Origin of the sequence: Aeromicrobium wangtongii (assembly GCF_024584515.1) — a bacterium.
GTDB classification, from domain to species: domain Bacteria; phylum Actinomycetota; class Actinomycetes; order Propionibacteriales; family Nocardioidaceae; genus Aeromicrobium; species Aeromicrobium wangtongii.
The window spans coordinates 3,045,280-3,067,580 of the sequence record NZ_CP102173.1; the positions used below are offsets into that span (position 1 = coordinate 3,045,280).

27 protein-coding genes are annotated in these 22,301 nt (G+C 68.0%); 7 read left to right on the forward strand and 20 right to left on the reverse strand.

Going from position 1 to position 22,301, the window contains the following annotated elements:
* Window position 1 precedes the first annotated feature (1 nt).
* On the reverse strand, window positions 2-1,846 hold the full coding sequence (gene glmS, locus NQV15_RS14900) for a glutamine--fructose-6-phosphate transaminase (isomerizing) (protein ID WP_232400872.1): 1,845 nt from the start codon (window positions 1,844-1,846) through the stop codon (window positions 2-4).
* Between the two features lie 99 nt (window positions 1,847-1,945).
* Here glmS and coaA point away from each other — a divergent pair, with 99 nt between their 5' ends.
* Window positions 1,946-2,887, forward strand: a complete 942-nt coding sequence (coaA, locus tag NQV15_RS14905) for a type I pantothenate kinase (protein WP_232400869.1) — start codon at window positions 1,946-1,948, stop codon at window positions 2,885-2,887.
* Between the two features lie 94 nt (window positions 2,888-2,981).
* On the opposite strand, the gene NQV15_RS14910 is transcribed toward coaA, so the two are convergent.
* The 4 genes from NQV15_RS14910 to rplM form a co-directional block, all read right to left on the reverse strand.
* On the reverse strand, window positions 2,982-3,947 hold the full coding sequence (locus NQV15_RS14910; protein WP_232400868.1) for a GNAT family N-acetyltransferase: 966 nt from the start codon (window positions 3,945-3,947) through the stop codon (window positions 2,982-2,984).
* A gap of 115 nt (window positions 3,948-4,062) precedes the next feature.
* Entirely contained in the window at window positions 4,063-5,409 is a 1,347-nt protein-coding gene (glmM, locus tag NQV15_RS14915) for a phosphoglucosamine mutase (protein ID WP_232400866.1), read from the reverse strand.
* Window positions 5,410-5,415: 6 nt separating this feature from the next.
* Entirely contained in the window at window positions 5,416-5,916 is a 501-nt protein-coding gene (gene rpsI / locus NQV15_RS14920) for a 30S ribosomal protein S9 (protein WP_232400856.1), read from the reverse strand.
* Window positions 5,917-5,949: 33 nt separating this feature from the next.
* Window positions 5,950-6,393: a 50S ribosomal protein L13 gene (rplM, locus tag NQV15_RS14925; protein ID WP_108579662.1), complete on the reverse strand. Its 444-nt coding sequence runs from the start codon at window positions 6,391-6,393 to the stop codon at window positions 5,950-5,952.
* A 238-nt stretch (window positions 6,394-6,631) separates the two neighbouring features.
* On the opposite strand from rplM, the gene NQV15_RS14930 reads away from it, so the two are divergent.
* Complete coding sequence (locus NQV15_RS14930; RefSeq protein WP_232400855.1) at window positions 6,632-7,936, forward strand: citrate synthase; 1,305 nt, start codon at window positions 6,632-6,634, stop codon at window positions 7,934-7,936.
* Between the two features lie 176 nt (window positions 7,937-8,112).
* On the opposite strand, the gene NQV15_RS14935 is transcribed toward NQV15_RS14930, so the two are convergent.
* Window positions 8,113-8,502 carry a hypothetical protein gene (locus tag NQV15_RS14935; protein WP_232400847.1) on the reverse strand — a complete coding sequence of 130 codons (390 nt, stop codon included), beginning with the start codon at window positions 8,500-8,502 and terminating at the stop codon, window positions 8,113-8,115.
* A gap of 107 nt (window positions 8,503-8,609) precedes the next feature.
* Between NQV15_RS14935 and truA the strand changes: the two genes are divergently transcribed.
* Together truA and NQV15_RS14945 are read left to right on the forward strand one after the other, a co-directional pair.
* A complete protein-coding gene (gene truA, locus NQV15_RS14940; protein WP_232400845.1) occupies window positions 8,610-9,401 on the forward strand; it encodes a tRNA pseudouridine(38-40) synthase TruA in 792 nt (263 codons plus the stop codon).
* Window positions 9,402-9,429: 28 nt separating this feature from the next.
* Window positions 9,430-9,768, forward strand: coding sequence for an MmcQ/YjbR family DNA-binding protein (locus NQV15_RS14945; RefSeq protein WP_232400834.1), 339 nt, complete (start codon window positions 9,430-9,432; stop codon window positions 9,766-9,768).
* A gap of 18 nt (window positions 9,769-9,786) precedes the next feature.
* Here NQV15_RS14945 and NQV15_RS14950 read toward each other — a convergent pair whose 3' ends face one another.
* Complete coding sequence (locus NQV15_RS14950; RefSeq protein WP_232400832.1) at window positions 9,787-10,650, reverse strand: DUF4394 domain-containing protein; 864 nt, start codon at window positions 10,648-10,650, stop codon at window positions 9,787-9,789.
* 118 nt (window positions 10,651-10,768) lie between these two features.
* On the opposite strand from NQV15_RS14950, the gene NQV15_RS14955 reads away from it, so the two are divergent.
* Complete coding sequence (locus tag NQV15_RS14955) at window positions 10,769-11,353, forward strand: class I SAM-dependent methyltransferase (protein ID WP_232400820.1); 585 nt, start codon at window positions 10,769-10,771, stop codon at window positions 11,351-11,353.
* Window positions 11,354-11,430: 77 nt separating this feature from the next.
* Here NQV15_RS14955 and rplQ read toward each other — a convergent pair whose 3' ends face one another.
* From rplQ to NQV15_RS14995, 8 genes are all read right to left on the reverse strand, one after another.
* A complete protein-coding gene (gene rplQ / locus NQV15_RS14960; RefSeq protein WP_232400818.1) occupies window positions 11,431-12,000 on the reverse strand; it encodes a 50S ribosomal protein L17 in 570 nt (189 codons plus the stop codon).
* 47 nt (window positions 12,001-12,047) lie between these two features.
* Window positions 12,048-13,058: a DNA-directed RNA polymerase subunit alpha gene (locus tag NQV15_RS14965; protein WP_232400816.1), complete on the reverse strand. Its 1,011-nt coding sequence runs from the start codon at window positions 13,056-13,058 to the stop codon at window positions 12,048-12,050.
* 73 nt (window positions 13,059-13,131) lie between these two features.
* Window positions 13,132-13,740 carry a 30S ribosomal protein S4 gene (gene rpsD / locus NQV15_RS14970; protein WP_232400814.1) on the reverse strand — a complete coding sequence of 203 codons (609 nt, stop codon included), beginning with the start codon at window positions 13,738-13,740 and terminating at the stop codon, window positions 13,132-13,134.
* A gap of 37 nt (window positions 13,741-13,777) precedes the next feature.
* The gene (gene rpsK / locus NQV15_RS14975; protein WP_056606241.1) at window positions 13,778-14,173 is read right to left on the reverse strand and encodes a 30S ribosomal protein S11; all 396 of its coding nucleotides are present in this window, start codon (window positions 14,171-14,173) and stop codon (window positions 13,778-13,780) included.
* 6 nt (window positions 14,174-14,179) lie between these two features.
* Entirely contained in the window at window positions 14,180-14,548 is a 369-nt protein-coding gene (gene rpsM, locus NQV15_RS14980; RefSeq protein WP_232400803.1) for a 30S ribosomal protein S13, read from the reverse strand.
* Between the two features lie 172 nt (window positions 14,549-14,720).
* Window positions 14,721-14,834, reverse strand: a complete 114-nt coding sequence (gene rpmJ, locus NQV15_RS14985) for a 50S ribosomal protein L36 (protein WP_008361054.1) — start codon at window positions 14,832-14,834, stop codon at window positions 14,721-14,723.
* 48 nt (window positions 14,835-14,882) lie between these two features.
* Window positions 14,883-15,104, reverse strand: a complete 222-nt coding sequence (gene infA, locus NQV15_RS14990; RefSeq protein WP_007078610.1) for a translation initiation factor IF-1 — start codon at window positions 15,102-15,104, stop codon at window positions 14,883-14,885.
* Between the two features lie 136 nt (window positions 15,105-15,240).
* A complete protein-coding gene (locus tag NQV15_RS14995; protein ID WP_232400793.1) occupies window positions 15,241-15,696 on the reverse strand; it encodes an Lrp/AsnC family transcriptional regulator in 456 nt (151 codons plus the stop codon).
* Window positions 15,697-15,850: 154 nt separating this feature from the next.
* On the opposite strand from NQV15_RS14995, the gene ddaH reads away from it, so the two are divergent.
* Window positions 15,851-16,714: a dimethylargininase gene (gene ddaH / locus NQV15_RS15000; protein ID WP_232400791.1), complete on the forward strand. Its 864-nt coding sequence runs from the start codon at window positions 15,851-15,853 to the stop codon at window positions 16,712-16,714.
* A gap of 79 nt (window positions 16,715-16,793) precedes the next feature.
* Window positions 16,794-18,635: a CHAP domain-containing protein gene (locus tag NQV15_RS15005; protein ID WP_232400789.1), complete on the forward strand. Its 1,842-nt coding sequence runs from the start codon at window positions 16,794-16,796 to the stop codon at window positions 18,633-18,635.
* 13 nt (window positions 18,636-18,648) lie between these two features.
* Here the strand turns inward: NQV15_RS15005 and NQV15_RS15010 are convergent, their stop codons facing one another.
* The 5 genes from NQV15_RS15010 to rplO all read right to left on the reverse strand — a co-directional run bounded on the left by NQV15_RS15010 (window position 18,649) and on the right by rplO (window position 22,300).
* Complete coding sequence (locus NQV15_RS15010; RefSeq protein WP_232400779.1) at window positions 18,649-19,020, reverse strand: hypothetical protein; 372 nt, start codon at window positions 19,018-19,020, stop codon at window positions 18,649-18,651.
* Between the two features lie 5 nt (window positions 19,021-19,025).
* A complete protein-coding gene (gene map / locus NQV15_RS15015) occupies window positions 19,026-19,838 on the reverse strand; it encodes a type I methionyl aminopeptidase (protein ID WP_232400777.1) in 813 nt (270 codons plus the stop codon).
* A gap of 5 nt (window positions 19,839-19,843) precedes the next feature.
* Window positions 19,844-20,410, reverse strand: a complete 567-nt coding sequence (locus NQV15_RS15020) for an adenylate kinase (RefSeq protein WP_232400765.1) — start codon at window positions 20,408-20,410, stop codon at window positions 19,844-19,846.
* Window positions 20,410-21,714, reverse strand: a complete 1,305-nt coding sequence (gene secY / locus NQV15_RS15025; protein WP_232402062.1) for a preprotein translocase subunit SecY — start codon at window positions 21,712-21,714, stop codon at window positions 20,410-20,412. Before secY ends, NQV15_RS15020 begins: the two co-directional genes overlap by 1 nt.
* Before the next feature lie 142 nt (window positions 21,715-21,856).
* The gene (rplO, locus tag NQV15_RS15030; protein ID WP_232400763.1) at window positions 21,857-22,300 is read right to left on the reverse strand and encodes a 50S ribosomal protein L15; all 444 of its coding nucleotides are present in this window, start codon (window positions 22,298-22,300) and stop codon (window positions 21,857-21,859) included.
* Window position 22,301: the final 1 nt, after the last annotated feature.

Genomic DNA, 22,301 nt, shown 5'->3' on the forward strand with positions numbered 1-22,301 from the left:
ACTACTCGACCGTGACCGACTTGGCCAGGTTGCGGGGCTGGTCGACGTCGTGGCCCAGCTGGCTGGCCAGCTCGCACGCGAAGATCTGCAGCGGGACCGTGGCCACGAGCGGCTGCAGCAGCGTCGGCACCTTGGGCAGTCGGATCAGGTGGTCGGCGAACGGGACGACGTCCATGTCGCCGTCCTCGGCGAGCACGATCGTGCGGGCACCGCGGGCACGGATCTCCTGGATGTTGCTGACGATCTTCTCCTGGAGCTGGTCCCGCGCCTTGGGTGGCACCACGATGAAGACCGGCACGCCTTCCTCGATCAGTGCGATCGGCCCGTGCTTGAGCTCGCCGGCGGCGAATCCCTCCGCGTGGATGTAGGCCAGCTCCTTGAGCTTGAGCGCGCCCTCCAGCGCCACCGGATAACCGACGTGGCGGCCCAGGAACAGGATCGACCGCGATCCGGCCAGCTGGGCGGCGAGCTTGCGCACCTGGTCGCCCTCGTCAAGCATCCGCTGGATGCCGGCGGGGGTCTTCTCGAGCTCCGCGATGAGGCTGGCGATCTCGTCGCCGTACTTCACGCCCTTGACCTGGGCCATGTACAGCGCCAGGAGGTAGCAGGCCACGACCTGCGCGAGGAACCCCTTGGTCGAGGCGACCGCGACCTCGGGTCCGGCGTGCGTGTAGATGACCGCATCGGACTCGCGCGGGATGGTCGAGCCGTTGGTGTTGCAGATCGACAGCACCCGGGCGCGCTGCTGGCGGGCGTACCGGATGGCCATCAGCGTGTCCATCGTCTCGCCGGACTGGCTGATCGTGACGACCAGCGTGCTGCGGTCCAGGATCGGGTCCCGGTAGCGGAACTCCGATGCCAGCTCGACCTCGCAGTGGATGCGGGTCCAGTGCTCGATCGCGTACTTGGCGGTCATGCCGGCGTAGTAGGAGGTGCCAGCGGCAACGATGATGACCTTGTCGACATCGCGCAGCTCATCGTCGGACAGGCGCATCTCGTCCAGCTGCAGGTGCCCGTCGATCGAGTGGCGACCCAGCAACGTGTCGGCCACGGCCCGCGGCTGCTCGGCGATCTCCTTGAGCATGAACCACTCGTAGCCGCCCTTCTCGGCCGCCGAGACGTCCCAGTCGACGTGGTACTCGTTGGTGTCGGCGGGCTGGCCGAAGAAGTCCGTGACGACGATCTCGTCGGGGGTGATGGTGACGACCTGGTCCTGGCCGAGCTCGACCGCATTGCGCGTGTACTCGATGAACGCCGCGACGTCCGAGCCGAGGAAGTTCTCGCCGTCGCCTCGTCCCACCACGAGCGGGGAGTTGCGCCGAGCGCCGACGACCACATCGGGCTGGGCGGCATCGCAGATCACCAGCGTGAACGCGCCCTCGAGCCGGCGGCACACGGCGCGCACGGCGTCGGACAGGTCGGGCGTGCGCTCGAGCTCGTCGTGCAGCAGATGGGCGACGACCTCGGTGTCGGTCTCAGACAGGAGCTCGTGCCCGGACGCCTCGAGCTCGGCGCGCAGGGAGGCGAAGTTCTCGATGATCCCGTTGTGCACGACGGCCACCCGGCTGGCGGCGTCGAGGTGGGGGTGGGCGTTGACGTCGTTGGGTGCGCCGTGCGTCGCCCAGCGGGTGTGGCCGATGCCGGTGTGGGAGAGCGGCAGCGGGTGGATCGCCAGCTCGGCGTCCAGGTTCTTCAGCTTGCCGGCCTTCTTGGCCGACAGGATCGTCCCGTCACCGACGAGCGCCACGCCCCCGGAGTCGTATCCGCGGTACTCGAGCCGGCGGAGGCCCCCCATGACGACGTCGAGGGCGGACCGCTGACCGACGTATCCGACAATTCCACACATGCGTCCAGAGTAGCGGCGTGACTGGCGACACTCGTGGACGCGGACACTCTTCCGGGCCCAGTTGCACCACGCGGACGGCCGTGACGTGACAATGGGGACATGTCGCGCGAGCACTCCCCTTATGTCGAGCTCGAGCGGTCCGCGTGGGCCAAGCTCGCCGGCGATGCGCCGCAGCCGTTGCGGCCGGCCGAGGTCGAGCGGGTCCGCGGCATCGGCGACGAGCTGGACCTCGAGGAGGTCCGCCAGGTCTACCTGCCCATGACCCAGCTGATCAGCATGCGGGTCCGGTTGGCCGCGGCGCTGTACGAGGCCACCGAGGAGTTCCTGCACGCGCCCCAGTCACGGCGCACCCCCTTCGTGATCGGCATCGCCGGCTCGGTCGCCGTCGGCAAGTCGACCACCGCGCGGCTGCTGCGCGAGCTGCTGGCCCAGTCGCCCGACCACCCGGTCGTCGAGCTGGTCACGACCGACGGGTTCTTGTTCCCCAACGCTGAGCTCGAGCGGCGCGGGCTGCTGGACCGCAAGGGCTTTCCCGAGTCGTACGACCGCAAGGCCCTGCTGCGCTTCGTGATGGAGGTCAAGTCCGGCGTCGAGGTCGTGACGGCGCCGGTCTACTCCCACCTCACCTACGACCGCACCGATGAGGTCGTCACCATCAAGGAGCCCGACATCGTGATCGTCGAGGGGCTCAACGTCCTCGCGCCGGCCCGTCCGCGCGGCGACGGGTCGCCGGGACTGGCGGTCAGCGACTTCTTCGACTTCTCGATCTACGTCGACGCGTCCGGCAAGGATCTGCGCCGCTGGTACATCGACCGGTTCCTCGCGCTGCGCAGGACGGCCTTCGCCGACCCGCACTCATACTTCCACCGGTACAGCGCATTCACCGACGAGCAGGCGATCGCGCGCGCGAGCGAGCTGTGGGACACGATCAACTGGCCCAACCTCAAGGAGAACATCGCGACGACCCGCGGACGCGCCTCCCTGGTGCTGCGCAAGGGGCCCGACCACACCGTCGAGTGGGTGCGGCTCCGCAAGATCTGAGCGCGGCGCGTTCCCGCGAGTGGCGCAGTTTGGGCATTTTGAGACGGCGATTCTCGACGGAATGCGCCACTCGGGGGTGCTTTTGCGCCACTGGTCAGATGGGCAGGATGTACTCGCCGGCCCACGCCGTCTGCCGGAACCCGAGCTTCTCGTTGACCGCGATCATGTGCGTGTTGGTCGCCGCGTTGTAGGTCGTGACGCGGCGCCGGCCCGCCAGGAGGTCGCCCGAGACCTGCATCGCGCGGATCTTCAGCGCCAGTCCGAGACCGTGCCCGCGGTCTGCCGGACGCACGAGGGTGTCCCACTGATAGACCTCCGTGCCATCAGCAGGGAAGGCCAGCTGCGTGTGTCCGGCGAGCTCGTTGTCGGGAGCGCGGGCGACAACGATCTGCATCTGGCGACCGACGCGCACCAGGTCCGCCTCGTCCTTGCGGACGCGCGCAACGTCCCAGTGCTCGTTCTCGAGCCCCGCGTCGCCGCTGGGCGCCTCCGAGTTCATGATCCGGCGCAGGTCGGCGTACTCGTCCACCCACTCATCGGGGCACGGACCACGCCAGGTCTCCAACGTGTAGCCGGGCGCGACCGCCAGGGGCGGCAGGTCGGCCGGTAGCCGCAACTCGCGGACGGCATCCATGAAGTCCAGCTCGAACCCCCTGGCCTCGGCGAACCAGCGTCCGGCGTCGCCATCGGCGTCCACGGCCCAGACGGGCATCGCGAAGGCCTTCGTACGGCCGTGCGCCCGCGCGATGCCCACCAGCTCGTCGAGCATTCGCGAGCCGATGGCTTCCCGACGGCGCTCCGGCACGGTGAACACATCGACGAACGCGACGTCCGTGTTGTCCTGCAGCGGCAGGGTGACCCACCCGCCGCCGATCGCGAGGCCGTCGCCGTCCCGGGCCACCACGGCGACCTTCGTCCCGTACGCGTCGTCGGTCAGGTTGACCCGCTTCTCGATCGCCAGCCAGCGATCGTCGAAGGGCCGCGTGAGCGACCGCCCGTAGACGTCGTAGAGCTCGTCGAAGCTGCTCTGATCGGCCACGTTGACGACGGTGATGGTCATGACCTCCACCCTAGGCACCCCGAGTGGCGCAGATCGCACCCCGAGTGGCGCACTCTGCGACGACACGCCGTCTCAGAAAGTCCGATCTGCGCCACTCGCGGTTCGGGCGGGGCGGTCAGCTGCGGAGGGTGCGGGCCACCACGTCCGCGAGGTGCTCGGCCACCTCGGTGGCCTCCTCGTGCGTCGCGGCCTCGACCATGACGCGCACCAGCGGCTCGGTGCCCGATGGGCGCAGCAGCACCCGGCCGGAGTCGCCGAGCCGGGAGGTGGCGATCGCGACCTCTCCCTGCAGCGTCGGGTCGGTGTGGGCGCGCCGCTTGTCGACACCGGGCACGTTGACCAACACCTGTGGCAGGCGCGTCATGACCGCGGCGAGCTCGGACAGCGTCGACCCGGACTCGCGCAGACGCGCGGCCAGGTGCGCGGCGGTGAGCACGCCGTCGCCGGTCGTGGCGTAGTCGCCCATGATGACGTGGCCGGACTGCTCGCCGCCCATGTTGAAGCCGCCCGCCCGCATCGCCTCCAGGACGTAGCGGTCCCCCACGGCGGTCTGGATCACCGAGATGCCCGCCGCCTGGAGCGCGTGCACGAAGCCCAGGTTGCTCATCACCGTCGCGACGACGGTGTCATCGGTCAGCCGCCCGGCGTCCCGGGCTGCGAGCGCCAGGATCGCCAGGATGTGGTCGCCGTCGACGACGGCGCCGGACTCGTCGACGGCCAGGCAGCGATCGGCGTCACCGTCGAAGGCGAAGCCCGCATCGGCTCTGTGCAGGACGACGGCCTTCTGCAGGTCGTCCAGGTGGGTCGAGCCGCAGTTGTGGTTGATGTTGAGCCCGTCGGGCTCGGCGTGGATCGCGATCACCGTGGCACCGAGCTGCTCGAACACCTGCGGACCGACCTTGAAGGCCGCGCCGTTGGCGCAGTCCAGGACGATCTTCAGGCCGTCCAGGCGGCACGGTGTGGACTTCACCAGGTGGTCGACGTAGGCGGCGACGCCAGGCTGGCTGTCGCCGATGCGGCCCACATCTGCACCCACCGGGCGCTCCCACGGCTCCTCGAGGCGCTGCTCGATCAGCAGCTCGAGATCGTCGTCGAGCTTCAGACCGCCGCGGGCCAAGAACTTGATGCCGTTGTCGGGCATCGGGTTGTGGCTCGCGGAGATCATGACGCCCATGTCGGCCGCGAGGTGCGAGGTCAGGAATGCCGCACCCGGTGTCGGGACCACGCCCAGGCGGTGCACGTCGACCCCGGCAGACGCAAGACCCGCGACCACCGCGGCCTCCAGAAACTCTCCGGAGGCGCGGGGATCGCGGGCCACGACTGCTGTGGGACGCTGGTCGGCGAATGCACCGACCTCGCCCAGGATGTGGGCCGCGGCGACCGCGAGGTCGACGGCGAGCTCGGCGGTCAGATCACGATTCGCGACTCCGCGAACGCCATCGGTGCCAAAGATCCGGCCCACGAACGATCAGCGCTTGCTGTACTGCGGCGCCTTACGTGCCTTCTTGAGACCAGCCTTCTTGCGCTCCTTGATGCGCGAGTCGCGCGTCAGGAGTCCGGCCTTCTTCAGGACCGGGCGGTTGGCCTCTTCGTCGATCTGGTTCAGCGAGCGGGCCACGCCCAGGCGCAGCGCGCCGGCCTGGCCGGTCATGCCGCCACCGGTGACGCGAGCGATGACGTCGAAACGGTCCTGCAGACCGGTCTCGGCGAACGCCTCCTTGGCAATCTGCTGGTGCAGCTTGTTGGGGAGGTACTCCTCCAGCGGCTTGCCGTTGACGGTCCACACGCCGGTGCCGGGCACGATGCGGACTCGGGCGATGGCCTCCTTGCGGCGGCCGGTCGCAGCACCCGGAGCGATGGTCGCCGGCTTGCTGGAGGTCTCGGACGAACCAGCCGTCTCGGAGGTGTATGCAACACCCTCCGTGTTGGTCTGGAACTCGGTCTCTTCGGTGGTGGCGGTCTCAGCCATGAATGCGCTTGCCTTCTTTACGGGGGAGAGGGACTACTGGGAGATCTGCGTGATCTCGAAGGGCTGGGGCTTCTGAGCGGTGTGCGGGTGCTCGGGGCCCGAGTACACCTTGAGCTTGGTGATCAGCTGATCGCCCAGACGGTTCTTGGGAAGCATGCCGCGCACCGACTTCTCGATCGCCTTGCGGGCGTCCTTGTCGAGCAGGTCACCGTAGGCGATGGACTTGAGTCCACCCGGGTAACCGCTGTGGCGGTAGGCGAGCTTGTCGCGGCGCTTGTTGCCGGACAGGGCCACCTTCTCGGCGTTGACGATGATGACGAAGTCGCCGCCGTCCACGTGAGGTGCATAGGTCGGCTTGTGCTTCCCGCGAAGGAGCGTCGCAGCCTGGACGGCGAGACGGCCCAGGACGATGTCCTCGGCGTCGATGACGTGCCACTGACGGGTGATGTCAGACGGCTTGGGGCTGAACGTGCGCACGGCGTGACCTTCTCGTTCTTGATGGGTACGGTTCTGAAAGATCCAACTCTGGTGGTCGGTGCCCAGGCATAGCCACGGGCAACAACGACACACTAGGTTAACCGGCACCGGCATCGAAGGTCAAAACGAGGGGTCATCCGACCCCCGGCCAGCGGTGAGGCGTGCCTCACGTCTAGGTTGAGTACCGGATCGGCACCATCACAGCCGCGCCCTTTTGCCACGTCACAGGAGACCCATCGTGACCGAGAACCACACGCTGACAGTTCGCGACAACCGTACGGGCGAGGAGTACGAGCTCCCGATCACCGACGGCACGATTCGCGCCGGAGACCTCGGCAAGATCGGAAAGACCGAGGACGAGCCCGGTCTGGCGGTCTATGACCCCGGCTTCACCAACACCGCGTCCACCCGGAGCTCCGTCACCTTCATCGACGGTGACAAGGGAATCCTGGAGTACCGCGGCTACCCCATCGAGCAGCTGGCCGAGAAGTCCACGTTCCTCGAGGTCGCCTACCTGCTGATCCACGGCGAGCTGCCCACCAAGGAGCAGCACGACCAGTGGGTGCACGAGATCACGTTCCACACGTTCGTGCACGAGAACGTCAAGTCGCTGATGCAGGGCTTCCGCTACGACGCACACCCCATGGGCATGCTGCTGTCGAGCGTGGGTGCGCTGTCGACGTTCTACCCGGAGGCGCGCAACATCTCCGATCCGGCGGTCCGCCACGAGCAGGTCGTGCGCATGATCGCCAAGATGCCGACGCTCGGCGCCTGGTCGTTCCGCCACGCCCAGGGCAAGCCGTACGTCTACCCCGACAACGACCTGTCGTACACCGAGAACTTCCTCTCGATGCTGTTCAAGATGTCCGAGCCCAAGTACGACCCGGACCCGCGCCTGGCCAAGGCCCTGGACGTCCTGCTGATCCTGCACGCCGATCACGAGCAGAACTGCTCGACCAATGCGGTGCGCTCGGTCGGCTCCAGCCAGGTCGACCCGTACTCCGCGGTCAGCGCCGGCATCGCCGCCCTCTACGGCCCGCTGCACGGCGGCGCCAACGAAGCGGTGCTGAAGATGCTCAAGCGCATCGGCAGCAAGGAGAACATCCCGGCGTTCATCGAGGGCGTCAAGAACGGCGACGAGAAGCTCATGGGCTTCGGTCACCGCGTCTACAAGAACTACGACCCGCGCGCCACGATCATCAAGAAGGCCTGCGACGACGTCTTCGAGGTCACGGGTGTCAACCCGCTGCTCGAGATCGCGCAGGAGCTGGAGAAGATCGCGCTCGAGGACGAGTACTTCGTCAAGCGCAAGCTCTACCCCAACGTGGACTTCTACTCGGGCCTGATCTACGAGGCGCTGCAGTTCCCGCCGGAGATGTTCACGGTGCTGTTCGCGATCGGCCGCACGCCCGGCTGGCTCGCACAGTGGTCGGAGCTGGTGGACGACAAGGAGCAGAAGATCGCTCGCCCCAAGCAGATCTACACCGGTGACCGCCGGCTGGAGTTCGTGCCCGCCGCGGAGCGCTGGGCCAACGAGTCCTAGGCCACACCGCCCGACCGAGCCCCTGACCCACCGGGTCAGGGGCTTTGTCGTCGCTCCGAGTGGCGCAAACCTGGCTGCGAGTGGCGCAGATCCGGACGACCCGCCGTCTCAGAACCTCACTTGTGCACCACTCGCGCGACCGCAAGCGGGAGGCGGCCCCAGCGGGCCCGTTGTGGCTAGTCGGGGCAGGAGTCCTGGTAGGTCAGGATGCGGACGGGGTCGCTGTAGGCGAAGCGGTAGGAGCCAGTCGTGGGCATCCGGACCTTGTAGGAGCGGTCGACGATGGTCGTGGGCCGGTCGATGAACGTGAACCGGCCGGAGGAGCGCACCCGCGCGTACCCCTCGATCTGCCACCTGCCGCCATCGAGCCGCTTGTAGACCCTGACCTGCTTGCCGGGTCGGACCGGCGACACCGTCCCGGTCAGCCGCAGCAGGTCGCCGGTGGGGCGGCCCTCGCAGGTCAGGACGGGGAAGGTCGGCCACGGCTTGGCCTTGAGGGTCACGGTGAACCGTTTCGCGGCCGCGTCCGCAGCACCGGGCAGCGCGATCAGGAGAGAAGCGGTCATCACGGCCACCAGGAATCTACGCATCACGGGCCACCTTCGTCGATCAGCACACCGTAGACCCGCACGTCCCTCCTGTCACGAAGGTGACACAGCGATAGCGTGGGCTCGTGCGGCTGCGACTCGATCTCTCCTACGACGGCACGAACTTTCGCGGCTGGGCGACCCAACCGGGCCTGCGGACCGTCCAGGGCGAGGTGGAGTCGGCGCTCGGCACGATCCTGCGCCTCGACCCAGCGCCCCAGCTGACCTGCGCCGGACGCACCGACGCCGGCGTCCACGCGCGCGGTCAGGTCGCGCACGTGGATCTGGACGGGGTCGACCCGGATGCGCTCCAGCGCCGCCTACGGCGCCTCCTGCCCGATGACATCGCCCTGCGGGCGCTGACGGTCGCCCCGGAGGGCTTCGACGCCCGGTTCGCCGCGCTCGAGCGGCGGTACGTCTACCGGATCTGCGACGCCCCGCCCGGCCCGGACCCCCTCGCGCGGCACGCCGTGGTCCGGTGGCGCCACCGGCTGGACGTGGACGCCATGAATGCGGCTGCGACCCACCTGCTGGGCGAGCACGACTTCGCCGCGTTCTGCAAGAAGCGCGAGGGCGCCACCACGATCCGCACCCTGCTGGAGCTGCGGGCCGAGCGGACCGGCGACCTGATCGAGACGACCGTCCGCGCCGATGCGTTCTGCCACTCCATGGTGCGCGCCCTGATGGGGGCCCTGGTGGCGGTCGGCGAGGGTCGCTTCCCGGCCGACTGGTCCGGTGAGGTCCTGGCCGCGGCCGCCCGTGACACCCGGGTCAGGGTCATGCCGGCCCACGGGCTCGTCCTGGAGGAGGTCGTCTACCCCGACGACTCCGGGCTGGCCGCCCGCGCGCTGCAGTCGCGGCGCAGGAGGGATGCCTGAGCGGTCTGCTCGATGGCACACTGACCCGATGACTGTCACCTGGGACGATGTCGTGGCCATGGCCACCGGGCTGCCCGAGGTCGCCGAGGCGACGACGTGGGGCACCCCGTCGCTCAAGGTGGCCGGCAAGCTCATGGCGCGCCTGCGCACCGAGGACGACGGCGGCCTGGCCGTGAAGTGCTCGGCCGCCGACAAGGAGGCGCTGGTCGCCGGTCCCGATCCGGCGTACTACACGCTTCCCCACTACGACCGGTCAAACTACGTCCTGGTCGATCTCGACCGCGCCGACCGCGACGAGCTGGCCGAGCTCATCGCGGACGCGTGGCACATCGCCGCTCCGGCGAGGCTGCGCAAGCAGCGACCCTGAGCGGCGACGCGGCCATGGTCAGGGCTGCGGGAGCGCGATGTCGGCGATGTCCTTGTTGAACTTCGCGACCTTCGTGAATCGTCCACTCAGCAGATCGACCCGGTACAGCGTCGCGAGTCCCCCGCTCGTCGGGCGCAGGGACGCGTAGCCGGTGTTGCTGGCCGCTCGGTCGCCTGCGAGCGTGCTGACGATGTCGAAGCCCGCGATGGGACCCTGACGCGGCCCGAACGGCCCGGTGACGTTGAGGGCGCCGGAGTTCGCCGGCACCTGCTGCACGACCTGGTCGCGGGTCGTGTCGAGGTCGAACAGGGCCGAACCCGTACGTGGATCGTTGTCGTTGTTCGTGTACGCCGCTGCGCTCACGCCCGTGGCCGTCGTGCCGTCGTACGCAAGAGGAGCGTCCACGGCGGTGGTCGCTGTCGCCTGCGTGACGTCGTGGCGCAGGTTCTGTCCCGTGTCGCTGACGACGCGCAGGCGATCGGCCGCAGGGTTGAAGTCGACGCCGAAGTGGGTTCCCTGGAGCGCCACGCTGAGCTGCGAGACCTTGGTGACCTGCCCGTTGCCGGCGTTGATGCGATACACGCCGCCCTGGTTGCCCACGCCGTAGAACGTGCGGTTGGCGGGACGCTGGTCGATCCCGACGAGCCGGGCGTCGCCGACCAGTCCCTTGGCCTGGCCGAGCGCCTTGGTGCGCTTGGCGGTCTTGAGCTCGAAGATCGTGAGGTTCCTGCCGTTGGAGGACAGGCCCAGTGCCAGCCTGGAGCTCAGCACTGCCGAGGACGTCGGTGCCGCCTCCGCCGTGCCGAGGACCGCGACGATACCGCCGGTTCCCAGTGTCGTGACCGCGCCGAGCGCGATGAGCCGTCGTGTCAGGTGTCGCATGGTGTCCCCCATCGTCGGGGCCGGCCTCGTTGCCGGCCTTTCTGGGATACTCCCCCGGCCGTGCCGAGATGTCGATGCCCGCGGGGCAACCGATTGTGCCCACTGGGAGACTGGAGCCGTGGCAGAGCACTACTTCGACGGGTCACCCGCGAGCGAGGACCGGCGCAAGGACGTCACAGCGGTCGTGTGGGGCCGGGAGATGGTCTTCACGACCTCCGGTGGCGTCTTCAGCCACGACGGCCTCGACAAGGCCACTGCCGTGCTGCTGCGGCACTACGCAGCCCCGACCGCCGGCGTCGTGCTCGACCTCGGCTGCGGATGGGGCCCGATCGCGTGCGCGGTCGCCACGACCGGCGCGACGGTGTGGGCCGTGGACGTCAACGAGCGTGCCCTCGAGCTGACCCGGCTCAACGCCGACCGGCTCGGGGTCACGGTCCACACGGCGCTGCCCGATGACGTCCCGGACGACCTGGTCGTCGACGAGATCTGGTCCAATCCGCCGATCCGCATCGGCAAGCAGGCGCTGCACGACCTGCTGCTGCGATGGCTGCCCCGGCTGTCCCCCACCGGCGTCGCCCGCCTGGTGGTGGGCAAGAACCTCGGTGCCGACTCGTTGCAGCGCTGGCTCGTGGCGCAGGGCTGGCCCACCGAACGGGTGGGCAGCGAGCAGGGATTCCGGATCCTGGAGGTGCGGCGGCCCTAGCCGGGCTCGCGCAGCACGCCCCGGACATGACAACGCCCGCCACCTGGAGGTGGCGGGCGTTGCTGGTGTTGCTGTGTCTACTTGGCGTCGTCCTGCGCCGGAGCGTCGGTCGAGGTCTCGACCGTCTCGGCCGCAGCAGCGGCGTCCTCGGTCGCCTCGACGACGTCGACGTCGGTACCGAGGTCATCGGACGGAGCGTCCTGCTCCTCGACGACGGGAGCGTCCTCGGCAGGAGCGGCAGCCGCGGGGGCAGCAGCCTTCTTCGGCGTGCGGTTCTGCGCACCGAAGGCCTTCTCCTCCACGATCTCGATGACGGCCATGGGGGCGTTGTCGCCCTTGCGCGGCGCGATCTTCGTAATCCGCGTGTATCCGCCGGGACGGGTCGCCATGGCGGGACCGATCTCGGTGAACAGCGTGTGCAGGATGCTCTTGTCGCGGATGACCTTGACGACCTGGCGGCGGTTGGCCACCGTGTCGGTCTTGGCCTTGGTGATCAGCGACTCGGCGTAGGGACGCAGACGGCGCGCCTTGGCCTCGGTCGTCGTGATCTTGCCGTGCTCGAACAGGTTCTGCGCGAGGTTGGCGAGGATCAGGCGCTGGTGCGCCGGGCTACCGCCGAGGCGGGGGCCCTTGGTGGGGGTGGGCATGGTTTGTCTCCAGAATCAATTCGGGCAGGAGCCGGGTCGAGCAGTACTCAGTACTGCTCGTCCTCGGCGAAGCTGGCATCGTCGTCGTATGCATCGATGGCCGCGGACGGGTCGAAACCAGCCGGGCTGTCCTTGAGCGCGAGACCCATCTCGGCGAGCTTGGCCTTGACCTCGTCGATCGACTTCGAACCGAAGTTGCGGATGTCGAGCAGGTCCTGCTCCGAACGCGTGATGAGCTCGCCCACGGTGTGGACGCCCTCGCGCTTGAGGCAGTTGTACGACCGGACCGTGAAGTTGAGGTCCTCGATCGGCAGGGCCAGGTCGGCAGCGAGCTGCTCGTCGACCGGGCTCGGACCGATGTCGATGCCCTCGGCCTCGACGTTGAGCTCACGCGCCAGGCCGAACAGCTCGACCAGGGTCGAACCGGCCGACGCGATCGCGTCACGCGGAAGGATCGACTTCTTGGTCTCGACGTCGATGACGAGCTTGTCGAAGTCGGTGCGCTGCTCGACGCGGGTGGCCTCCACCTTGTAGGTCACCTTCAGCACCGGCGAGTAGATCGAGTCGACGGGCATGCGCCCGATCTCCTCGTCGCCGGACTTGTTCTGCACCGCCGAGACGTAGCCGCGGCCACGCTCCACGACGAGCTCGATCTCGAGCTTGCCCTTGGCGTTCAGCGTCGCGATGTGCAGGTCGGGGTTGTGGACCTCGACACCAGCCGGGGGCTGGATGTCGGCGGCGGTCACGTCACCGGCGCCCTCCTTGCGGAGGTACATCACGACGGGCTCGTCGTTCTCCGAGGAGACGACAAGGCCCTTGAGGTTCAAGATGATCTCGGTGACGTCCTCGGTGACACCGGGGACGGTCGAGAACTCGTGGAGCACACCGTCGATCTTGATCGAGGTGACAGCCGCACCCGGGATCGACGACAGCAGCGTGCGACGCAGCGAGTTGCCGAGGGTGTAGCCGAAGCCGGGCTCGAGGGGCTCGATGACGAACCGCGAACGGAACTCGTCGACGACCTCTTCGGACAGGGCGGGGCGCTGGGCGATCAGCATGGTGTTCTTCCTTTCCGGACCGACCTCTATATGAAGGTCCGGGTAGCGCTCTGGCAGCCAGAGCAGGGTGGGATCAGATCTTGGAGTAGAACTCCACGATCAGCTGTTCCTGGATCGGAACCGTGATCTGCTCGCGGACGGGCTGCTGGTGGACCAGGATGCGTCCACGCTCGGGCGCGACGTCCATCCAGCCGGGAACCGTGTCCTTGTCGAAGGTCTCACGCGCCACGATGAAGGGCGTGGTCTCCAGCGACTTGGGCTTGACATCGATGATGTCGTGCTTGCTCACCTGGAACGACGGGATGTCGGTCTTGACGCCGTTCACGATGAAGTGACCGTGGTTGACCAGCTGACGGGCGTGACGACGCGTGCGGGCGAAGCCGGCACGGTAGACCACGTTGTCGAGGCGCGACTCGAGGATCTGCAGCAGGTTGTCACCGGTCTTGCCGGGACGACGCGAGGCGAGCTCGTAGTACTTGCGGAACTGCTTCTCCAGCACTCCGTAGGTGTAACGCGCCTTCTGCTTCTCGAGCAGCTGGTTGCGGTACTCCGACTCCTTGACACGCGCGCGGCCGTGCTGGCCGGGAGGGTAAGGACGCTTTTCGAATGCAGCGTCACCACCAACGAGGTCGATGCCGAGACGGCGCGACTTCTTGGTGAGAGGTCCGGTGTAACGGGCCATGGTTGATAACTCCTAGGAAAGATTCAAGGCAGCAGCGTCAGAGACGACGGTGCTTGGGGGGACGGCAGCCGTTGTGGGGGCTGGGGGTCACGTCGGAGATGGTGCCGACCTCGAGGCCGACTCCGCTCAGCGACCGGATCGCCGTCTCGCGGCCCGAACCGGGGCCCTTCACGAAGACGTCGACCTTCTTCATCCCGTGCTCCATCGCCTGACGACCGGCCGACTCCGCGGCCATGCCGGCGGCGAACGGCGTCGACTTGCGCGAGCCCTTGAAGCCGACGGTTCCGCCGGAGGCCCAGGAGATCACAGCGCCCGTGGGGTCCGTGATCGTGACGTGCGTGTTGTTGAACGTGCTCTTGATGTGGGCTTCGCCCGCAGCAACGTTCTTCTTCTCCTTGCGGCGAACCTTCTTGCCAGCTGACTTAGGAGGCATGCGCTATCACTTCTTCTTTCCGGCAACGGTGCGCTTGGGGCCCTTGCGGGTACGCGCGTTGGTCTTGGTGCGCTGGCCGCGAACGGGCAGGTGCGCGCGGTGACGACGGCCCTGGTAGCTGCCGATCTCCATCTTGCGGCGAATGTCTGCCGTGACCGTACGACGCAGGTCGCCCTCGGTCTGGTAGTTCGCTTCGATGTGATCGCGGAGCGCCACGAGGTCGTCATCGGTGAGCTCGTGAACTCGCTTGTCCGGGCTGATGCCCGTCGCTGCGAGGGTCTCGGCGGCACGGGTGCGGCCGATCCCGAATACATATGTGAGTCCGATCTCGATGCGCTTTTCGCGCGGGAGATCAACTCCTACGAGGCGTGCCATGTAGGCATTTCCTTCCGTTGAGCGAGGTGTGGTCACCTGATGCGTCCCAGCTGCCTCCCAGATCTTGGATCTGGAGCCGGGCCCCGGCCTACGCTTCCGGGGGTGACCCGCCACGACTAGCTGTGGCGGGAGCGATCAGATGTTGCAGTACTGCTGATGTGAAGAAGGCTGCTTAACCCTGGCGCTGCTTGTGGCGGGGGTTTTCGCAGATGACCATGACACGGCCGTGGCGACGAATCACCTTGCACTTGTCACAGATCTTCTTCACGCTCGGGTTGACCTTCATCGAGAGTCTCTCTTTGGGATCTGAACGTGACGGATCTTGAGTTGCGGATTACTTGTAGCGGTAGACGATGCGGCCTCGGGAGAGGTCATACGGCGACAGCTCCACCACGACCCGGTCCTCGGGGAGGATGCGGATGTAGTGCTGACGCATCTTTCCGCTGATGTGCGCGAGAACCTTGTGACCGTTGGCCAGCTCCACACGGAACATCGCGTTGGGCAGTGCCTCGACAACGGCACCTTCCATTTCGATGACGCCTTCTTTTTTCGCCATAACCTCTTCTTTGGTTGCACGAGCTTCCACTTCGGCCGGAACGCACCCCTGTGACACCGCGAGAGCGGGATCACGAGCATGGGAGCACGGACCGAGTTGGCCGACTCCCAATTCTACGCTGACACGGGCGGCAGACTCAAATCCGCCCCTCCCGGGGTCCGTGGCGATCGATCAGCCGGGACAGGACGATGGCCGTCTCGGTGTGGTCCACGGTCTCCGTCTCGACCCGGATCCGCTCGAGCGCCCGCTCCAGGTCACGCACGTCCTTGGCCACGATGTGCAAGATCGCATCGGCCTGGCCGGACACGGTCGCGGCGGCGTGCACCTCCGGCACCCGCCCGAAGGCGGCCCGCAGCTCGTCGGGCGAGATGGTCCCCTTGCAGTGCACCTCGACGTACGCCTCGGTCGTCCAGCCGATGAGGTGCGGGTCGAGCACGGCGGTGAACCCGGCGATCACGCCGTCGTCGACGAGCCGATCCATCCGCCGCTTGACCGCGGGTGCGGACAGGCCGATGCGCTGTCCGATCGCGGCGTAGCTCGCCCGACCGTCCTCGAGGAGGCAGTCGATGAGGTCGCGGTCCAGGTCGTCCATCGTCCCAGTCTTGCAAGAATTCACCGCGTTATGTCGATCTCTGCAAGAAATCGCGTCGTATACGCTCACTATCGGCTTCGTTCGTTCGCCTACGCGGCCTCTAGCATGGATTGATTGCGGGGCGTCGTGGCCCGCGCCACCCCGGAGGCCCCTCGTGACAGTCGTCGACACCCACGCCCGTTTGCCCACCGGCATCGCCCGCACCCCGCGGGACCGCCACTACCTGATGTGCCCGCCGGCCCACTTCGAGGTGGCCTACGCGATCAATCCGTGGATGGACGTCGCCAACCTCGTCGACGTCGACCGCGCGCGACAGCAGTGGGAGGTGCTGCGCGACACCTACCTGCGCCTGGGACACCGCGTCGACCTGATCGACCCGCTGCCGGGCCAGCCCGACATGGTGTTCGCGGCCAATGGCGCCCTGGTGATCGGCGGGCGCGCCTACGGCGCCATGTTCCGGTTCCCCGAGCGGGCTGCGGAAGGCGGCGCCTATGCGGCCTGGCTGTCCGCCCAGGGCTACCGGGTCCACGAGCCGCGCCGCACCAATGAGGGTGAGGGCGACTTCCTGGCGCTCGGGTCGATGATCCTGGCCGGCACCGGCTTCCGCACCTCCCTGGAGGCGCACATCGAGCTCGCCGAGGCGCTGGATCGTCCCGTTGTCTCGCTCGAGCTGGTCGACCCGCGGTTCTACCACCTGGACGTCGCGATCGCGGTGCTCGACGACGGCAACGGCACGGCACCGGCGGACATCGCCTACTTCCCGGGGGCGTTCAGCCGGCACAGCCGGCGCACGCTGCGCGACCTGTTCCCGGACGCGCTGCTCTGCGACGAGGAGGACGCCCGCGTCCTGGGCCTCAACGCGGTCAGCGACGGCCACCACGTCGTCCTGCCTGCCGCCGCCACCTCGTTGGCCGCATCACTGCGCCGGCGCGGCTACACCCCGGTACCTGTCGTGCTGGACGAGTTCCTGAAGGCGGGCGGCAGCGTGAAGTGCTGCACGATGGAGATGCACCGATAAGCCCTGCGATCCCCCGGCTGCCGGTCCCAGCAGATATTTTCTGTCCCACAAACCCCATCTGTCACGTTAGAGTGTCGGCGTGTCGCAGACCCGGATCGCACTTGTCGTGCTATTTTTCGCCGCCCTCCTGGTGCCGGTGTCGCCTGCGCAGGCGGCATCGACCGTCCTGTGCACCGGGTACACCGCCTGCACCAAGGCGGGCTACTCCAATGCGGGCTACTCGGCGAAGCAGGGCACCAGCTACTGGGCCATGTACACGGGGACCAACTGCACCAACTACGCGGCGTACCGGTTGATCACGACCAACGGCCTGCCCAACAAGCGTCCGGCCTCGGGTGTCGGCAACGCCCGCGACTGGGGCACCGCGATGGCCTCGGTCACCAACTCGACCCCGGCCGTCGGCGCGATCGCGTGGTGGGGCCGGACCGGCAACCACGTCGCATACATCGAGAAGGTGGTGTCCTCCACCGAGATCTGGGTCTCCGAGTCCAACTGGAGCGGCGCCTTCGACTGGCGCAAGATCACCAAGTCCGGCAGCGGGTGGCCCGACGGCTTCATCCACTTCACGACACCGTCCCTGGTCAACTCCTCCGCGCCGGCCATCGTCGGCTCGACCCGGGTCGGCACGTCCATCAAGGCCTCCGTCGGCAGCTGGAGCCCCAGCCCCACCAGCTACACGTACCAGTGGTTGGCCGACGGCGCCCCGATCAGCGGGGCGACCGCCAAGACCTTCACCCCCACGTCGTCCCTGCTCGGCCGGACCCTCACGGTCCTGGTCACCGCGGCCCACGGCGGATATCCCGCCGTCGGCGCCAGCTCCGCGCCCGCCACGGTGGCGCCAGGGACCATGACCGTCTCGGCACGCCCCGTCCTGAGCGGCACCGCGCAAGTGGGTGCCCGTCTGACGACCACGGCCGGGACCTGGTCACGCAAGGACGCGACGGTCTCGTACCAGTGGTTCTCCGGCGAGACCCCGATCAAGGGCGCCACCGGGTCGACGTACACCGCGCGCTCGGTCGACATCGACCGGCCGGTCGCGGTCGAGGTCACGGCCAGCCGCGCAGGCTACTCACCGCTCACCGTGCGCAACGCGACCTCCGCGGTCGTCCCCGGGACGCTGACCCGCCGCACCGCTCCCAGCGTCTCCGGCACCCCCCGCGTGGGCTCTCGGCTCAGCGCGAACCCCGGCACCTGGTCACCCGCGGTCACCGCCGACTTCCAGTGGTACGCCGACGGACGGGTGATCGCCGGCGCCACGGGCCAGACGTTCGTGCCGTCGCACCGCGAGCGTGGCGCGACGATCCGCGTGCGCGTCACCGCCCGCCGGCCGGGCTACACCTCCCAGTCGGCGACCTCGGCCGACACACCTGCCCTGACGGCCGGGCACATCACCGTCTCGGCGCCGGCTATCTCCGGCTCGGCCAGTGTCGGCTCGGTCCTGACCATCACACCGGGCACGTCCTCGCCCACGAACGCGTCGGTCCGGTACCAGTGGCTGCGGGACGGAAAGGTGCTCTCCGGAGCCACGGGCCGCACCCGGAAGGTCTCCTCGAACGATCTGGGGCACCGGCTGTCGGCACGCGTCGTCCACAAGGCGACCGGGTACTCCGCGCGCACCCTCACCACGGGGACGACCTCGCGGATCCGTTCGGCTGCCAAGGTCTCCGTGACGGCCAAGGCCGCGGGCAAGGGCAAGGTGTCGTTCACGGTCAAGGTCAGCGCGAAGGGGGCCTCCCCCATCACCGGCACCCTCGCGGTGCGGGACGCCAATGGACGCTCCAGGACCGTCAAGATCGTGAAGGGGCGCGCGGTGTTCGCCCTGACCCGTCAGCCCGCCGGGACGCAGCGCTACGTCATGACGTTCCGTGCCACCAGCGCCGTCGCGTCAGCCACCAAGAACAAGACCGTCCGGGTGCGCTGAGCCGCACCCGATCTCACTCCGGCGAGTCGAACAGGACCCGCCAGGATCCGTCCACCTGCTCGGCCTGCCACTGCTCGTCGGCCTCATCGGTGCCGAGGTCGACCGTCACAGTGGTGCTGCCGTCGACGGTGGCGCCCTGTTTCACGGTGATGCGATCCAGGTCGACCCCGTCGTCGGAGTACGAGCCGGCGAGGTCCTGGATCTGCTCGCAGTCGATCGCATCGGGCGTCACCACGATCTTCTTCACCTGCGCGCAGCTCCCGGCGTCGAGCGCGCCCAGCAGCCCCTTGACGGCTTCACCGGCACCGTCGCGAGCGGGTCCATCGGACTGCGAGCCGCACGCGGTCAGCACCAGGAGTGCGGCGACCACGGCGGTGCGGACCATGTGGATCAGTCTCCCCCATAGGGCACGCCGAGCGCAGCCAGACGCTCGCGGCCGCCGTCCAGTGCGGTGAGCACCCAGGCGCCGGTGTCGGTCAGCGTGAACGTGTTCTCGAAGTGCGCGGCCCACGACCCGTCGGTCGTCACGACCGTCCAGTCGTCGGCGAGTGTGCGGGTCTGGTGCGTGCCCAGGGTCACCATGGGCTCCACCGCCAGCGCAAGGCCCTTCACCAGCTTGGGGCCGCGGCGCGGCTTGCCGTAGTTGGGGACGTCCGGCGCCTGGTGCATCTCCGTGCCGATCCCGTGGCCCGTGTACCCCTCGACGATCCCGTAGTCGCCGGCGCTGACGATCGCGGTCTCGACGGCGTGGCTGATGTCGCCGACCCGGCCGCCGATGGTGGCTGCGGCGATGCCACGCCACATCGCGTCCTCGGTGGCGCGCAGCAGGGCGGTGACCTCGTCGGGCACCTCGCCGATCGCGACCGTCACCGCCGCGTCGCCGTGCCAGCCGTCGACGACCGCCCCGCAGTCGATCGACACGATGTCGCCGTCGCGCAGGACGCGGTCGCCGGGGATGCCGTGAACGACCTCGTCGTTGACCGAGGTGCAGATGACCCCCGGGAAGCCGTGGTAGCCCAGGAAGTTGGACGTCGCGCCCGCCGACGCGATCGCGTCGCGGGCGATCGTGTCCAGGTCGGAGGTCGTCATGCCGGCCCGGACCTCGGCGGTCAGCAGCTCCAGCGTGCGGCCCACGACCAGACCCGCCGACCGCATCGTGGCGATCTGCTCGGGTGTCTTGATCTGGATGCCGCGGTCGAACATGGGGCTCAGCTCGAGGGGAGCGCCGCGTCGATGCGGCGGGTGACCTCGTCGACGTCGCCGACGCCGTCGACCTGGATCAGCAGGCCGCGTGATCCGTAGATCTCCAGCAACGGCGCCGTCTCGGCCGTGTAGACCTCCTGGCGGTGCCGGATGACGTCCTCGGTGTCATCGGCGCGCCCGCTGGTCTCGGCACGCTTCAGCAACCGCTGGATCAGCTCCTCGGGATCAACGACGAGCTCGATGACACCGTCCAGCCCGTTGCCCAGCTCGTCCAGGATCTGGTCGAGCTTGTGGACCTGGTCGACCGTGCGCGGGTAGCCGTCCAGCAGGAAGGACTCCCGGGCGTCGTCCTGCGCAAGACGGTCCTTGACCATCGCATTGGTCACCTCGTCGGGAACGTACTCCCCCGCGTCCATGTACCGCTGCGCGATCTGACCCAGCTCGGTCTGGTCGCGAACGTTGGCACGGAAGATGTCGCCGGTCGAGATGTGCGCCCCACCGATGCGCTGGGCCAGCGCGACGGCCTGGGTTCCCTTGCCCGCACCGGGCGGGCCCATGATGAGGAGTCGCATTACTTCAAGAACCCTTCGTAGTTGCGCTGCTGCAGCTGGCTCTCGATCTGCTTGACGGTGTCGAGACCCACGCCGACGATGATGAGCAGGGTCGTGCCGCCGAACGGGAAGTTCTGACTGGCGCCGATCAACGCGATCGCGATCATCGGGATCAGCGCGATCAGACCCAGGTAGAGGGCGCCCGGGGCGGTGATGCGGCTCAGGACGTACGCGAGGTAGTCCTGCGTCGGCCGACCCGCTCGGATGCCCGGGATGAAGCCGCCGTACTTCTTCATGTTGTCGGCGACCTCTTCGGGGTTGAAGGTGATCGACACGTAGAAGTACGTGAAGAACACGATCAGCAGGAAGAAGGTGATCATGTAGATCGGGTGATCGCCCTTGACGAAGTTGTCGTTGATCCACGTCGCCCAGGACGCGCCGGAGTTGAACTGCGCCATCAGGGCCGGCAGGTACATCAGGCTCGAGGCGAAGATGACCGGGATGATGCCGGCCTGGTTGACCTTGAGCGGGATGTAGGTCGAGGACCCGCCGAACATCCGGCGACCGACCATCCGCTTCGCGTACTGCACCGGGATGCGTCGCTGCGCCTGCTCGATGAAGATCACGGCCGCCACGATGACCAGGCCGATGGCGATGACCGCGATGAACGTGGGCCAGCCCTTCTGCTGCTTGATCAGCCACATCGCGCCCGGGAAGGTCGCCACGACCTGCGTGAAGATCAGGATCGACATGCCGTTGCCGACGCCGCGGTCGGTGATGAGCTCACCGAGCCACATGATGACCGCCGTGCCGGCGACCATCGTCAGGACGATCAGCAGGAACGACCAGATGCTGTCCGGGTGATACAGCAGCGGCCCTGTCTCGGAGCCGCCGAACAGGTTGCCACTGCGGGCCAGCGCCACGATGCCCGTGGCTTGCAAGATGGCCAGTCCCAGCGTGAGGTAGCGCGTGTACTGGGTGATCTTGGTCTGTCCGGACTGGCCCTCCTTCTTGAGGGCCTCCAGACGAGGGATCACGACGACCAGCAGCTGCAGGATGATGCTCGCGGTGATGTACGGCATGATGCCCAGCGCGAAGACCGTCAGCTGGAGCAGCGCTCCGCCGGAGAAGACGTTGATGAGGGCGAACAAGCTGCTGTTGTCGCCGGTCGAGGCGGCCTCGACGGAGTCCCGCACATTGCCCACGTTGATGCCCGGGGCGGGCATCGTGGAGCCGAGGCGGAACAGCACGATGATGAACAGGACGAAGAGGATCTTCTTCCGAAGGTCTGGCGTCCGGAACGCGTGGACGAAGGCGCTGAGCACCGCGATCCTCCTCATGCACATACGTGCGTCTGAAAAATTCGTGCGTCGGTATGACGGACAAAAGCGGGCTTGCGCCCGCTAGGTGACTCTAACAGCCACCGAAGCAGCCGGGGCAGGACGTGGGTCCTGCCCCGGGACAGCATCAACCAAGAACGGTGACGCTGCCTCCTGCTGCTTCGATCTTGCTCTTGGCCGAGGCGGAGAACTTGTCCGCCGTGACCTGGACCTTGACCGTGATGTCGCCCTGTCCGAGCACCTTCACGGGACGGCCCTTGCGGACGGCACCGTTGGCGACCAGCGAGGCCACGTCGATGTCACCGCCCTCGGGGTACAGCTCCTCGATGCGATCGAGGTTGACGACCTGGTACTCCTCGCGGAACGGGTTCTTGAACCCCTTCAGCTTCGGCAGGCGCATGTGGATGGGAACCTGTCCACCCTCGAAGCCGGCGGAGACCTGGTAACGGGCCTTGGTGCCCTTGGTTCCACGTCCGGCCGTCTTGCCCTTGGAGCCCTCACCGCGACCCACACGGGTCTTGGCGGTCTTGGCTCCGGGCGCGGGGCGCAGGTGGTGCAGCTTGAGCGCCATG